A 13,605-nucleotide genomic window follows, 5' to 3' on the forward strand; every position below is an offset into this window, starting at 1 on the left:
TAAAAAAAGACTTAGGAGGCAATGATAATGGATCAAGTTTTGTTGGCCAGACTTCAGTTTGGGGTAACAACTGTTTACCACTTTTTCTTCGTTCCACTAACAATCGGGTTAGTTTTTATGGTTGCAATTATGCAAACCATGTATGTGATGAAGAAGAATGAGGTCTACAAAAAGATGGCGAAATTTTGGGGCCATTTGTTTTTGATTAACTTTGCTGTTGGGGTTGTTACGGGAATTATTCAAGAATTCCAATTTGGCATGAACTGGTCAAATTATTCAAGATTTGTTGGCGATGTTTTTGGCGCTCCACTAGCAATTGAAGCCCTACTTGCCTTTTTCATGGAATCCACCTTTATTGGACTTTGGATTTTTGGGTGGGACCGTCTATCGAAGAAAGTGCATCTAGCATGTATTTGGCTTGTTTCGATCGGAACAATTCTTTCCGGACTTTGGATCTTAACCGCTAATGCATTTATGCAAGTTCCAGTTGGGTATGCATTGAAAAATGGCAGAGCAGAGATGGTAGACTTTTTTGCCCTTCTTAAAAATGGCCAACTTTGGGTAGAGTTTCCACATGTGATGACAGGTGCTTTGTGTACGGGAGCCTTTTTCGTAGCAGGAATTAGTGCCTATAATTTGTTAAAGAAAAGACATGTTGACTTTTATAAAAAGTCGATGAATCTAGCCTTAATCATTGGTTTGATTGGCAGTTTAGGTGCGGCATTAAGCGGTCACGATCAAGCACAATATCTTGTTAAAACCCAGCCGATGAAAATGGCTGCTGCAGAGGGAATTTGGCACGATACGCCAGATCCAGCACCTTGGTCAGTTTTCGCCATTATTGATACACAAAACAAAGAAAACAAGTTTGAAATCAACATTCCATATGCACTTAGCTTTTTATCTTATTCCAAATTTGAGGGAAGCCTAAAAGGAATGGATACCCTTCAAAAAGAGTATTCGCAGAAATATGATGCAACAGTAGGAAAAGGCACGAACTATATTCCACCGGTTAAAACGACGTACTGGAGTTTCCGTTTAATGGTGGGCTTTGGAACGCTAATGATTTTACTATCGATGATTGGATTATTCCTTTGGAAGAAAGGTAGACTGGAACAGTGCGGATGGTTCTTGAAGATTTTACTTCCTGCGATCTCCTTTCCGTTCTTAGCGAATACGTTTGGATGGATCATGACAGAAATAGGGCGGCAGCCGTGGACCGTATTTGGTCTTATGACAACAGCTGATTCTGTTTCACCAAATGTGTCTGCAGGAACTATTTTGTTCTCCATCATCATGTATGCATTAATTTTTACGATCTTAGCAACTGTTATGGTTTATTTAATGGTTCGTGAAATTAAAAAAGGTCCTGGCGTACATCAAGATATTGATTCGACTCGTACAGTGGATCCATTTGCAAAGGTAGGTGTTTAGGATGGAATTGAGTGAATTATGGTTTGTCTTAATCGCCGTTGTATTTATCGGTTTCTTCTTTCTTGAAGGATTTGATTTTGGTGTAGGTATGTCGACACGTTTTTTGGCCCGCAATCAAGGTGAACGTTCCATTATGGTCAATACGATTGGGCCCTTCTGGGATGCCAATGAAGTTTGGCTCTTAACGGGAGGAGGAGCAATTTTTGCTGCTTTCCCAAATTGGTATGCAACAATGTTTAGTGGATACTATATCCCGCTGTTAGCTGTCCTGCTTTGTTTAATTGGCCGCGGTGTTTCCTTTGAATTCCGCAGCAAAGTTCCTAATTCTCGCTGGACAAATGTTTGGGATTGGACGATTTTCTTTGGCAGCTTATTACCGCCATTCTTACTAGGTGTTTTATTTACGAGCATGCTTAAAGGAATGCCAATTGATAAAGATATGAACATGACAGCTGGATTTACGGATTTTATTAATGTCTATTCCTTATGGGGTGGATTAACGGTAACATTATTAAGCTTTTTACACGGTTTAAACTTTCTGACTATGAAAACAGATGGCGATCTTAGAAAACGTTCCGCAGCATTAGCTAGAAAAGTAGCCTTAGCCGTGCTAGGAGCACTCGTTATCTTTGTAGGGTTATCATGGACTAATACGGATATTTTTAAAGTGCGTTTTGTTCCAGAATTGATTCTTGTAGCATTGATTGTAGTCGTATATGTATTGTCCTACACTTTTATATCCCAAAAACGTGAAGGTCTAGCCTTTACAATGTCTGGTCTCGGTTTAGCGTTTACGGTTTCTGCGATTTTTGTTGGACTATTTCCGAGGGTCATGATCAGTTCTATCAATAAAGCATTTGATTTAACCGTATACAACGCCTCAAGCGGTGCATACTCTTTAAAAGTCATGACGATTGTGGCCCTAACGATTCTACCATTTGTATTAGGGTATACGATCTGGAGTTATTATATCTTCAGAAAAAGAGTAACTGACAAGGAGCATTTAACTTACTGATGGATAAATCATTGTTCACTTACAGGGGAATAAAGCCGGTCCTAGTCGGTTTAACATTCATAACTGTTATTCAAAGTATAATGATTATTATTCAGGCCTATTTTTTAGCAGATTCAATCTCCTCCCTTTTCGGAGGAGATTTGTTTCATAATGTCATAAAAAAATTAGTCTTTTTCTTTTTAGCTCTCGTTTTCCGTCAAGTGCTAGTCTTTATGAAAAAAAAGATTGCCTATCGTTTCGCTACAGATACGAGTGTACATGTAAGGGAGTCTGTTTTAAAAAAGTTATTCCAACTCGGTCCCAGGTGGATTAAAAAGGAAGGCTCCGGACAGACGGTTACGTTAATCATGGAAGGGACAATCAAATTTCAACGCTATTTGGAACTTTTTTTACCTAAATTAGTGAACATTGCCATTATCCCAGGGGCGGTCTGTCTTTTCGTTTTTTTTGAAAATATACGTTCAGCCGTTATTTTAATCGTAGCTGTGCCTATTTTGATGATATTTATGATTCTTCTGGGATTGGCTGCAAGAGACAAAGCAAATCGCCAGTATGAATCCTATCAAATGCTGTCTAACCATTTTGTCGATTCTTTAAGAGGGCTTGATACTCTTAGATATTTAGGCCTTAGCCGCAAGCACATTGAAGCCATTCGTTTTGTAAGTGAACGCTATCGAAAGGCAACGATGGCCACGTTACGCATCGCTTTTTTATCAACGTTTGCGCTCGATTTTTTCACGATGCTTTCCGTTGCAATGGTAGCTGTTTTTCTTGGTATAGGTTTAATAAACGGGACAATGGAACTAAAAACTGCCTTAACCATTCTTATTCTCGCACCTGAATATTTTTTGCCGATTCGGGAAGTGGGAGCAGATTATCATGCGACCCTAGACGGAAAAGATGCCGGAAAAAAATTTCAGGAAATCCTTCAAATTGAAGTAACGCAAAAACAGGGAACGTTTCCTGCCTTACAATCCGAACCTAACATCTCGGTAAAAGATTTGAGTATACAGTTTGCTGAAAACAATCAAAATGGATTGGAACATATTAATTTTTCCATTTCAGGAATGAAGAAAATTGGGATCATTGGGGCTAGCGGTGCTGGTAAATCAACTTTAGTTGATGTATTAAGTGGATTTTTAGCTCCTACTGAAGGTGAATTTCTAATCAATGGTGAAAAATTCGAGACTCTGTCACAGGAGGAATGGCAAAAGCAGCTGACGTATATCCCGCAGCATCCTTATATTTTTTCCGATACTGTTTTTAACAATATTCGTTTTTATCAACCAACTGCAACGGATAAAGAAGTAGAGGCCGCAGCAATGGCAGCGGGATTAACGGAGGTTATTCATGAATTGCCGGATGGTTATCGTACCCTAGTTGGTGAAGGGGGGCGTAACCTTAGTGGTGGACAGGAGCAGCGAATGGCCCTTGCACGTGCATTTTTAGGAAACCGTCCGATTTTATTACTAGATGAACCTACAGCCCATTTGGATATTGAAACTGAGTATGAATTAAAAGAGGCAATGCTTCAATTGTTTAACGGAAAATTGGTTTTCTTTGCAACACATCGATTGCATTGGATGTTGGAAATGGATCAAATATTGGTTTTAGATCATGGAAAGTTAGTGGAAACTGGTACACATGAACAATTAATGGCACTGCAAGGTTTTTATTATCGACTTTTCCATAGCCAAGTGGAGGGACTCTCATGAAGAAGGATAACTGGATCTTCCCTTATCTACGGCATTATCGTCGTTTATTTTTGCTCGCCATTTTTCTTGGGGTACTGACAATTCTTTTTGGCGGAGGTTTGATGTTTACTTCCGGTTACTTAATTTCTAAAGCGTCAACGCGCCCAGAATCGATTTTAATGGTGTATGTGCCGATTGTTGGTGTTCGTACCTTCGGAATAGGTAGATCGGTATTAAGCTATATTGAACGATTGACAGGTCATCAATTTATTTTAAAAATCCTTTCTGACATGCGTATTCGCTTATATAAAGTAATCGAACCTCAAGCCGTTTTTCTAAGATCGCGTTTTTTAACGGGTGATCTTCTCGGTGTTCTTGCGGATGATATCGAGCATTTACAGGATTTTTACTTAAAAACCTTATTACCGTCTATTGTTTCACTTGTTGTTTATACCGTCATCATTATTTGTGCAGGTATTTTCTCCATCCCATTTGCCATTCTTTTAGCTGTCTTCGTCGGCTTGCTTATTTTTGTCGGACCGATTCTTTCCTTTATTTATATGAGAGTGAAAAATGAACAGATAAAAAAAGGGAGGAATCAACTTTATCAGCAGTTTACCGATGCTGTTTTTGGAATTAGCGATTGGCTCTTTAGCGGCAGATACTTAGACTTTATTCAGCGCTATGAACAGCAACAACACGAGTTACTGCAGCTTGAGACGAAGAAACGATCCTTTGTGAATTGGCGGGACGTCATTCAACAAATGGTGCTCGGCATCACTGTAATTCTTGTGATTTATTGGGCCAATGGCATGACCCTAGACGGGAAAATTCCGGGAACTTTTATTGCGGCGTTTGGGCTCGTTATGATGTCTTTATTGGAAGCGTTTCTCCCAATATCAGAGGCTGTCAGCAATGCTTCCACTTATCAAGATTCGATCAAGCGACTTGAAAGGATCGAGACGGAAGATGGATCAAAGTGGATAGAAGAAGAGAGCCATGACCAAACTGAGATTTCAGAAGTAGCGATTGAATTAAAACGTGTTTCATTCGAATATCAATCAGCACCGCCATTATTAAACGATTTCGGCTTAAAAGTAGCCCCAGGTGAAAAAATGGCTATTCTTGGGCCAAGCGGCGCCGGAAAATCGACTTTGTTGAAATTGATCCAAGGGGCATTTGCGCCAACAAGCGGAGAAGTTCTTTTAAATGGAAGCAAGGCGCATGAGACACCATTATCGATACCAAAAATGATGGCGGTATTAAATCAAAAAGCCTATTTATTTAATACATCTGTTCTCAATAACATTAGGTTGGGAAATCCAGAAGCAACCGATGAAGAAGTATATGAAGCAGCAGAACAAGTCGGACTCCATCAAATGGTGAAAGGGCTGCCGAACGGGTATGACACGATTATGCACGAAACAGGACAGCGCTTTTCGGGAGGAGAACGGCAAAGGATTGCTCTTGCTCGGATTCTTTTGCAAAAAACACCAGTGGTGATAATGGATGAACCGACAGTGGGGCTTGATCCTATTACAGAAAAGAAATTGTTAATGACCATTTTTGATACGCTAAAAGGGAAGACCATTATTTGGGTAACGCACCATTTAGCGGGTATGGAGAAGATGGACCGGATTCTGTTCATGGACAAAGGCAAAATAACAATGGCTGGCAGTCATCAACAATTACTAGAAAACGAAGAGAGATATCGGCGTCTATATTCAATGGATCATCCACAATAATGAATAAATGATATAAAGACCTTCAACTTCCCTATGATTCACTTATAGGGAGGTTTTTTTATTTTTTAGGATGTTAAAGCTCATTGTTCACTATGTTGATTGGAGCGGAAAGCGAGCGCCAGGAGCGGAAATCAACAGGTAAGTTTAACAGATTTTTCAAAAAAATGAATAAAAATAGCCCGGTTGAGTCATAGGAAAAATTTGTGAATTCGTTTACGTTTTTATAGTAAGACAGCGCAATCCCTTGGACTACTTTATGGATACATATTGCTTAGGAAGGAAATTCGTTTGAATGAAAGTTTTAATGAAAATCATTTTAGTTATGGGGATTATTTGTGTATTTAGGGGAGAGGAGGCAGCAGCAGCAGGATCGCTTCAGTCACAAATTAATGGGGTACCGGAAGGCGGTACATTAAGGCTGAAGAAGGGGGTCTACGAGGAAGCAATTGTGATAAAAAGACCTATCGTCATTGAAGGGGAAAAAGGGGTCATTTTTAAAGTTTGTTCTTCAAAACCAGCGATTACGATCACTGGAAACAAAGTAACTCTTAAAAGTATAGAAGTGGTGGGGTGTCAAAAAAATAGTAGCCCTCCTGCCCTATCGGTTAGTGGGAGAAATCATCACTTTGAAGAGATTACCATTCATTCTAGTGGACAGGGAATAAAGCTAGATAATGTGGAAAAAACAAGCTTTCAAACAATTATAATATCAGGGCTTGGCAAGGAAAATGGTTTTGATCTTTGGCAATCGCATCATAACACGTTTACAGATGTCCATATTGACCACGTCCAAGACGGATTTTATATGGAAAATAGCCCCGATAACATGTTTATTCAAAATGATATACATGATTCAAGATATGGGTTTCATGTCATGTTCTCCGACAACATTACCATTAAAAGCAATACATCGTCAGAAAATTTTACTGGTGCCATGATTATGGGGACGAACCATTCGGTCATTGAGGAAAATAAGCTGATCGATAATAACCAAAATGTAAACGCACAGGGACTGCTTCTCTATGATGTCCACGATTCAACGATTAATGGTAATCGTGTTTCAAACAATCGAGTCGGACTGTATATGGAAGACTCGACTGGAAATGAAATAAATCGCAACGTATTTTCCGCAAATTTTATAGGGGCTCAAATTAATAATATTAAAAAGAATGTGATTGAAGGAAATACGTTTATTGCTAATGTGAACGAAATACAAGCAAATGGTGGCTCTGACAATCGAATTCGAAATAACTATTGGGATGCAGCTTTGAATCTTGATACAGATGGAGATGGAAAGAGTAATCTTCCGTATAAAGCAGATCCGTATTTTCTTACGCTTGTAAAGGATACACCATCTTATCAGCTATTCTTTCAGCATCCAGGGCTTGTTTTGCTGCAAAAAATGCTAAAGAGTCCTGAGCATTTACTGATTACGGACGAACAGCCATTAATGAATAACGAGGCAAAGATTGTTCATAGACAATCGCATAATACAGCTGCCTGGTTCATGAGTCTTTCTATGATTCTTGGCAGTCTTATCATCATTTTTTACGGGAGGAAGAAAGTATGAAACGACAGTATGTAACAATATGTATCATTACTATCCTTAGTTTATTTGTCATCTCAGGGTGTGGAAAGAAAGAGTATCAACCAGTTGCGATTAACGAAAAAACAGATAAATGTGATATATGCAATATGGCCGTAAAGGATAATCAATTTTCTACTGAAATTTTCCTTGATAATGGGAAATCCATGGTGTTTGATGATATGGGATGCATGGATAAATGGGTGAAGAAAAATAAGGATAAAAAAATATCGATTACATATGTAAGAGACTATAACTCTAAGAAATGGATTGATAGTAAAAAGGCTACCTATGTTTATGATAAATCGATTAGAACAGCAATGGCCTACAATGTCATCGCTTTCATCGATAAAAAGGATGCCCAAAAATTTATTGCTGATCATAAAGGAAAACTATTAAGTTATGATGAACTTCAAAAACATTCCTGGGTACAAAACGAAGACATGGTAAAAGAAATGAAGAAAAAGAAAATGGAAATGGATAGCGCCAAAAAGGATATGAATACGGGAGATTCCAATAGCCACTAATAGATGATGTGCTTGAGAGGAAACAAACGATGAGAAATTTTTGGATTTTTGAATGGAAGACAATGACTAGGCAACGGTCTTATTATACTTCTATCATCCTATGGGTTCTGGTTTTTTCCCTTCTATTTTTACTAGAAAGAACTAATGATGCTATTTCTGGCTTTACGAATATAACGGGTACGATTGTCAATATCATCTTGTATTTATTGCCTCTTTTCATGATGATTATCGGTTCCTTCTCGATTGCAAATGAAATGGAGAGTGGGCAGTGGCAGCTCCTGTGTACGTATCCAATCAGTATACCGTCCTATTTATTCGGAAAATTCATGGGGTTATTTACAGGACAGGCCGTCATTTTTACGTTTAGCTTTGGATTAAGCATGGCGATAGGTTTAGTAGCGAGAATCCAGTTATCCATCCAATGGGTGCTTGGAATTTATCTGTTCTCCCTTCTCCTGATCTACTTTTTTTTAATTCTCGGCATCTTTCTTGGGACCCTGGTCCAAACAAGGTGGAAGGCATTAATGATCTCGGTCGCAGTCTGGTTTTTCTTGATTATGATTTGGCCAACCGCTTTGATTACTATACTGGGGCTAGTTCCATATCCAATGATTGACTGGTTGATGAAAATAGCTATGTTCCTAAATCCGGCTGAGTTTCTACGAATCTTTTTAATTATTCAATGGGATAGCGGCTCAATTTTCGGCCAATCCTATGATTCTATTGTTCAAGTATTCAAATCAGGAATGGGATGGACAATTTTTATTGAATATATGATTACTTATATAGTGATCCTCTTTTTCTTTGCCAATCTTTGTTTGAAAAGGAGGAGAGTACAATGACCGTTCGTCTAGAAGTGAGAAATGTTTCAAAAATATTCAAGGGGAAAACGGCACTCTATCCTCTCTCTCTGACAGCCGAAGAAGGTGAGTGCCTGGTCCTATGTGGGGGGAATGGAGCGGGGAAAAGTACATTGCTTCATATCCTTGCTGGTATTTCCACACCAGGGGAAGGGGCCGTATTGATTAATCAAGTCGATCTACAAAATAATCGAAAGAAGTATGTATCCTTAATTGGCTATATGCCGGATGAGTTTGCTGCTCAAGAAACAATGACTGTCACTGAGTTTTTAACTTTTTATGGGACCTTTCGAAAAATAGCAAAGGACCGCGTAAAGGAAGTCATCCATATTCTTGGCCTGGAAGAAAAGAAAAATGAATTGATAAAAAACTTATCCAAAGGGATGCGGCAAAGGCTATTATTTGGGCAAGCCTGGATTGCTGAACCATTAGTGCTGATCCTTGATGAACCGACAAATGGCCTAGACCCATATTGGATCAATGTATTTATCGATCTATTAAAGAAAATAAAAATGAGTGGAACAACAGTTATTTTTTCTACTCATATGATGGACGTTGCGGCAGAAGTAGCAGACAAAATCATATTTATGGAAAATGGAAAGCAAATGGACACGATTATTAATGAACACAGTAACACTAAACAATTTATGGTAGATTTGTTAAATCGTTATCGAAAAAAGCAAGAGTAACGTGAATCTATGTTTAAATAGAAGTATCAGTAGTTGAAAAGGGGAGCTCTAGCATGTCATACCGAACATTAAAAATACTTTCATGTTTAATCCCTCCCCTTCTCATCGGTGGGTTTGAATTAGTTCGACACAATATCCTCATGCATTATATGTCGATGAATGTCGGAAACTATTTAATTATCATTTTATCTCTTGTCATTTCTTACGTTTTCTCAACATGGATGTTTAAGATGATTCAAGAAAAAAATCATCGTCTTACGGAAGAAAGAGAAATGCGGGCGATATATGAAGAAAGAGAAAGACTAGCAAAGGAATTGCACGATAATATTGCACAAACGTTATTTTTATTAAAAGTGAATTTAAAAAAGGGAAAAATAGACGAAGCAAAGGGACTGGTCAATTCAATCGATTCCAATGTCAGACAAGCTATTTATAATTTACGAATAAACCCGTCTGAAATGATTTCTTTTCCAAATCGAATTGAGAATTGGCTTGATGAGTGGAGCACGGTCACCGGAATTGAAACAACAGTTTCCCTGCAGATCACAAAAGGTTATTTCAGTGCATCAGAAGAAGTGCAGCTTTTTGGAATTATTCAAGAAGCATTTGCCAACATTCGTAAACATTCTGGTGCAAAAAACGCTAGGCTATCACTAAGTAACACTCTCAAGGGATGGGAAATGATCATTTCAGATAATGGTAGGGGATTTTCACCAAAAGATATCAAAATAAATCAATATGGCCTAGTCATGTTAGAGGAGAGAGTCGAGAAAATTGAGGCTGTGATCGATATCTCTTCCGATCATCATGGAACTCAAATCTTGATACAAGGAAGTGGAAAAAATGATGCCCTATCGAGTAATCATTGCAGATGACCATCCCCATGCACGGCAAGCGATTTTGGAGTTGCTCGAAGAAGATAGCCAATTTACAATTGTTGGACAGGCGAAAAATGGTCATGAGGCGATTCAGCTGTGTGAAGAATATCTCCCCGATATTTTACTAATTGATATTCAAATGCCTTATTTAGATGGTTTGGAAGCAACGAAAATTATTAAAGAAAAATTCCCTTTTATAAAAGTTATCATATTAAGTGTTTCAGATAATGTGGGGGATTTGTTTACTGCCATTCAATATGGAGCACAAGGATATTTATTAAAGAATATGGATCCAGATGATTGGCTTCAATATCTCCGCTCGATTGTTGATGGGTCTTGTGATGCCATTAGGGATTTGGCAGGAAAGCTTTTGTACCAATTTAGAGAACGCGATTTACAGAACACGCCAGCGATCAGTTCGTTAACACCAAGAGAAAAGGAAATCCTCCTGTTGGTTTCAGAAGGATTAACGAATAAACAAATTGCTGAAGACTTGTTTATTTCGGAGAATACTGTGAAAAACCACATAAAAAATCTATTGGAAAAGTTGGGTCTCGAAAACAGGGTTCAGCTTGCCTCCTATGCAGTTAAATATATAACGAAATAAGTCCACATCCGCCCATCAGATAACTTCTTAAGCGATCTAAGATCGTCCTCAACAGTATAATTCATTGTTTAACAAAAAAAGCTAGTAGAACTGTCTAGAAAAATTAGACCTTTCTACTAGCTGAAATTTGATCTTATTTCAATCCATCAAAAGCTACGGCTAATTTAGCTCCAACGACTGCATTGTTTTTTACTAAAGCAATGTTGGCTTCAAGGCTTTTGCCGTCAGTTAATTCTTTCACTTTCCCTAATAAGAAAGGGGTTACATTTTTACCTGAAATGTTTCGTTCTTCTGCCTCTTTTAAAGCAGATTCAATGACGCCATTAATGGTTTTTTCATCCATAGCAAATTCCTCAGGAATTGGGTTGGCGATGACAGCGCCTCCATTTAAATGTAAATCCCATTTTACTTTTAATGTAGAGGCAATCGTTTCTACATCGTCTGCACGGAAGTTAACCCCGAAATCACTCTTGCGCGTATAGAAGGCAGGAAGTACATCAGTTTGATAACCGATCACAGGAACCCCTTTTGTTTCAAGGTATTCCATCGTTAATCCTAAATCTAAAATCGATTTGGCACCTGCACAAATGACCGCCACATTTGTTTGTCCTAATTCTTCGAGGTCAGCAGAAATATCCATTGTTGTCTCTGCACCACGGTGAACACCGCCAATACCACCGGTAACAAAGATGTTAATGCCAGCAGCTTCTGCACAAATCATTGTAGCCGCAACGGTTGTAGCACCCAATTTTTTTGTTGCAAGCAAATACGCTAAATCGCGTCTTGAAGCTTTTGCAACATCGGTGCTTTTTCCGAACATTTCTAACTCTTCGTCAGATAAGCCGATTTTAATTTTTCCATCAACAAGCGCAATCGTTGCTGGGACTGCACCGTTGTCGCGAATAATTTGTTCTACTTCACGGGCAGTTTGTACGTTTTGCGGATAAGGCATGCCGTGGGAGATAATTGTAGATTCTAAGGCAACGACCGGTTTTCCTTGTTCTTTCGCAGCCTGTACTTCTTCTGATAATGTAATGTATTGTTTCATGATTATTCCCCCAAGTCTTTTTGTAGTTGTGCTGCAGATAAATCCTGCCGCACTGTATAAGGTGATTCCAATGTTTTAGAAGCATTGAGACTTCCAGCTTTGGCAATGTCGAGTAATGTTTTACCCTCTAACCAACTGTAAATAACGGCGGAGGAAAAAGCGTCTCCTGCCCCTGTAACATCAGCGATTTTCTCTGGTGGAATCGATGGAGCATGAAAGATTCCTTCTTCGTTGTTGCCAATCATGGCCCCCAACTTTCCGTTAGTAATGACAACATTGGAAACTCCAAGTGATAGCCATTTTTGTAACGTGTTTTTCCAATCCTCATCATTTTTGATTTCAGTATTAAAATAGGTTTCAGATTCATCTCTGTTGGTAATCAGCCAGGTAACACCCGTTAAATCCTCTGGCAATCGCTTCATCTTTGGTGATGAAACAGGCATTAAAACCAACGGTATATCATGGTTTTTAGCAAAATCACATAAGAATTGAATCGTTTCCTTTGGGCAATTTAGATCAACGACTATACATTTTGAACGGCTCAATAAGGCATCATTTTTAAGTAGTAAGTCAGGTGTAATTGCCTCATACACTTCCATATCAGCTAGAGCAATAATTAATTCTCCGTTTGCATCTAATACGGCTGTGTAGGAACCTGTCGACATTCCAGGAAATTGTGTGACGTTTTCAAGATTCATATAGAGCGATGATGACTCTTCAATGAATGACCAATCCTTATCGGCACCGCTTGCCGTTATCATGGTCACATCCATACCAAGCCGTCCGAGATTTTCAGCAATATTACGGGCAACCCCTCCTGCACTTTGCGTCGAACGAATCGGATTAGAGGTCCCTAACTGAGCTTTGTCCTTAATGTGGAATTTACGGTCGATATTTGCTCCGCCGATGCAAATGATCTGTTGCGATTCATTTAATATATAGGCTCTGCCTAGAATATTTCCCTTTTTAATGAGACCGGATATTAAGTTTGCAATCGACGGCCGGGAGAGTCCTAATGTTTCCGCGAGTTCTTGCTGCGAAACATAAGGATTTTTTCGGATCAAATCAAAAATCAATTGTTCTTTCTCCGTCATTCTTTCAGGCATATATTCACCCCGCAAACATTTGTTTATATTTTAAACTTATGTTTAAATTGTAAGCGCTTTTTTTAAACAGGTCAATATTTTTTTTGAAAGCGTTTTAACGGGGGGCTCCGTGTAAAAGTGTGAAATCTCTTAAAATATTATTTTCTCCCTCATTTACGACAAAACTGAGTTCAAGAAAGGAAAAAATGACGCTAATAGAGCTTATTAGAGCTAAAACTGAGTTCAAAAAAGGGGAAAATGACGCTAATCGTCCTCATTAGTGTTAAAACTAGGTTCAAAAAAGGGAAAAATGACGCTAATAGTCCTTATTAGTGTTAAAACTAGGTTCAAGAGAGGAAAAAATGACGCTAATAGCCCTTATTAGAGCTAAAACTAAGTTCAAGAGAGGAAAAAATGACGCTAATAGAGCTTATTAGA

12 protein-coding genes are annotated in these 13,605 nt (G+C 38.6%); 10 read left to right on the top strand and 2 right to left on the bottom strand.

Annotation, left to right across the window (positions count from 1 at the left end; all coding sequences use genetic code 11):
* Positions 1 to 27 precede the first annotated feature (27 nt).
* The 10 genes from BN1082_RS11960 to BN1082_RS12005 all read left to right on the top strand — a co-directional run bounded on the left by BN1082_RS11960 (position 28) and on the right by BN1082_RS12005 (position 11,034).
* Positions 28 to 1,434, top strand: coding sequence for a cytochrome ubiquinol oxidase subunit I (locus BN1082_RS11960; RefSeq protein WP_090634575.1), 1,407 nt, complete (start codon positions 28 to 30; stop codon positions 1,432 to 1,434).
* A gap of 1 nt (position 1,435) precedes the next feature.
* Positions 1,436 to 2,449 carry a cytochrome d ubiquinol oxidase subunit II gene (gene cydB, locus BN1082_RS11965; RefSeq protein WP_090634577.1) on the top strand — a complete coding sequence of 338 codons (1,014 nt, stop codon included), beginning with the start codon at positions 1,436 to 1,438 and terminating at the stop codon, positions 2,447 to 2,449.
* Positions 2,449 to 4,164 (top strand): thiol reductant ABC exporter subunit CydD, encoded by a 1,716-nt coding sequence (cydD, locus tag BN1082_RS11970; RefSeq protein WP_090634580.1) that lies wholly within the window; start codon positions 2,449 to 2,451, stop codon positions 4,162 to 4,164. Before cydB ends, cydD begins: the two co-directional genes overlap by 1 nt.
* Positions 4,161 to 5,888 (top strand): thiol reductant ABC exporter subunit CydC, encoded by a 1,728-nt coding sequence (gene cydC, locus BN1082_RS11975; protein ID WP_090634582.1) that lies wholly within the window; start codon positions 4,161 to 4,163, stop codon positions 5,886 to 5,888. The genes cydD and cydC overlap by 4 nt, the downstream gene beginning before the upstream one ends.
* 292 nt (positions 5,889 to 6,180) lie before the next feature.
* Positions 6,181 to 7,458, top strand: a complete 1,278-nt coding sequence (locus BN1082_RS11980; protein ID WP_090634584.1) for a right-handed parallel beta-helix repeat-containing protein — start codon at positions 6,181 to 6,183, stop codon at positions 7,456 to 7,458.
* Entirely contained in the window at positions 7,455 to 8,000 is a 546-nt protein-coding gene (locus tag BN1082_RS11985) for a nitrous oxide reductase accessory protein NosL (protein WP_090634586.1), read from the top strand. The genes BN1082_RS11980 and BN1082_RS11985 overlap by 4 nt, the downstream gene beginning before the upstream one ends.
* Positions 8,001 to 8,029: 29 nt before the next feature.
* Positions 8,030 to 8,842: an ABC transporter permease gene (locus tag BN1082_RS11990; protein ID WP_090634589.1), complete on the top strand. Its 813-nt coding sequence runs from the start codon at positions 8,030 to 8,032 to the stop codon at positions 8,840 to 8,842.
* Positions 8,839 to 9,549 (top strand): ABC transporter ATP-binding protein, encoded by a 711-nt coding sequence (locus BN1082_RS11995; protein ID WP_090634591.1) that lies wholly within the window; start codon positions 8,839 to 8,841, stop codon positions 9,547 to 9,549. The genes BN1082_RS11990 and BN1082_RS11995 overlap by 4 nt, the downstream gene beginning before the upstream one ends.
* Positions 9,550 to 9,602: 53 nt before the next feature.
* Positions 9,603 to 10,424: a sensor histidine kinase gene (locus BN1082_RS12000; RefSeq protein ID WP_090634593.1), complete on the top strand. Its 822-nt coding sequence runs from the start codon at positions 9,603 to 9,605 to the stop codon at positions 10,422 to 10,424.
* On the top strand, positions 10,393 to 11,034 hold the full coding sequence (locus BN1082_RS12005) for a response regulator (RefSeq protein WP_090634595.1): 642 nt from the start codon (positions 10,393 to 10,395) through the stop codon (positions 11,032 to 11,034). Before BN1082_RS12000 ends, BN1082_RS12005 begins: the two co-directional genes overlap by 32 nt.
* 133 nt (positions 11,035 to 11,167) lie before the next feature.
* Here the strand turns inward: BN1082_RS12005 and BN1082_RS12010 are convergent, their stop codons facing one another.
* A complete protein-coding gene (locus tag BN1082_RS12010; protein WP_090634598.1) occupies positions 11,168 to 12,082 on the bottom strand; it encodes a pseudouridine-5'-phosphate glycosidase in 915 nt (304 codons plus the stop codon).
* A 2-nt stretch (positions 12,083 to 12,084) separates the two neighbouring features.
* The gene (locus BN1082_RS12015) at positions 12,085 to 13,188 is read right to left on the bottom strand and encodes a carbohydrate kinase (RefSeq protein WP_090634600.1); all 1,104 of its coding nucleotides are present in this window, start codon (positions 13,186 to 13,188) and stop codon (positions 12,085 to 12,087) included.
* Between the last annotated feature and the right edge of the window lie 417 nt (positions 13,189 to 13,605).

Source organism: Neobacillus massiliamazoniensis, assembly GCF_001048695.1.
GTDB lineage: Bacteria > Bacillota > Bacilli > Bacillales > Cytobacillaceae > Neobacillus > Neobacillus massiliamazoniensis.

Excerpts from the sequence above, each read along its gene's own strand:
- cydB (WP_090634577.1), top strand. The coding sequence starts at position 1,436 with ATGGAATTGAGTGAATTATGGTTTGTCTTAATCGCCGTTGTATTTATC.
- BN1082_RS11960 (WP_090634575.1), top strand. The coding sequence starts at position 28 with ATGGATCAAGTTTTGTTGGCCAGACTTCAGTTTGGGGTAACAACTGTT.
- BN1082_RS12005 (WP_090634595.1), top strand. The coding sequence starts at position 10,393 with ATGATGCCCTATCGAGTAATCATTGCAGATGACCATCCCCATGCACGG.
- BN1082_RS11985 (WP_090634586.1), top strand. The coding sequence starts at position 7,455 with ATGAAACGACAGTATGTAACAATATGTATCATTACTATCCTTAGTTTA.
- cydD (WP_090634580.1), top strand. The coding sequence starts at position 2,449 with ATGGATAAATCATTGTTCACTTACAGGGGAATAAAGCCGGTCCTAGTC.
- BN1082_RS11990 (WP_090634589.1), top strand. The coding sequence starts at position 8,030 with ATGAGAAATTTTTGGATTTTTGAATGGAAGACAATGACTAGGCAACGG.
- BN1082_RS12000 (WP_090634593.1), top strand. The coding sequence starts at position 9,603 with ATGTCATACCGAACATTAAAAATACTTTCATGTTTAATCCCTCCCCTT.
- BN1082_RS12015 (WP_090634600.1), bottom strand. The coding sequence starts at position 13,188 with ATGCCTGAAAGAATGACGGAGAAAGAACAATTGATTTTTGATTTGATC.
- cydC (WP_090634582.1), top strand. The coding sequence starts at position 4,161 with ATGAAGAAGGATAACTGGATCTTCCCTTATCTACGGCATTATCGTCGT.
- BN1082_RS11980 (WP_090634584.1), top strand. The coding sequence starts at position 6,181 with ATGAAAGTTTTAATGAAAATCATTTTAGTTATGGGGATTATTTGTGTA.
- BN1082_RS12010 (WP_090634598.1), bottom strand. The coding sequence starts at position 12,082 with ATGAAACAATACATTACATTATCAGAAGAAGTACAGGCTGCGAAAGAA.
- BN1082_RS11995 (WP_090634591.1), top strand. The coding sequence starts at position 8,839 with ATGACCGTTCGTCTAGAAGTGAGAAATGTTTCAAAAATATTCAAGGGG.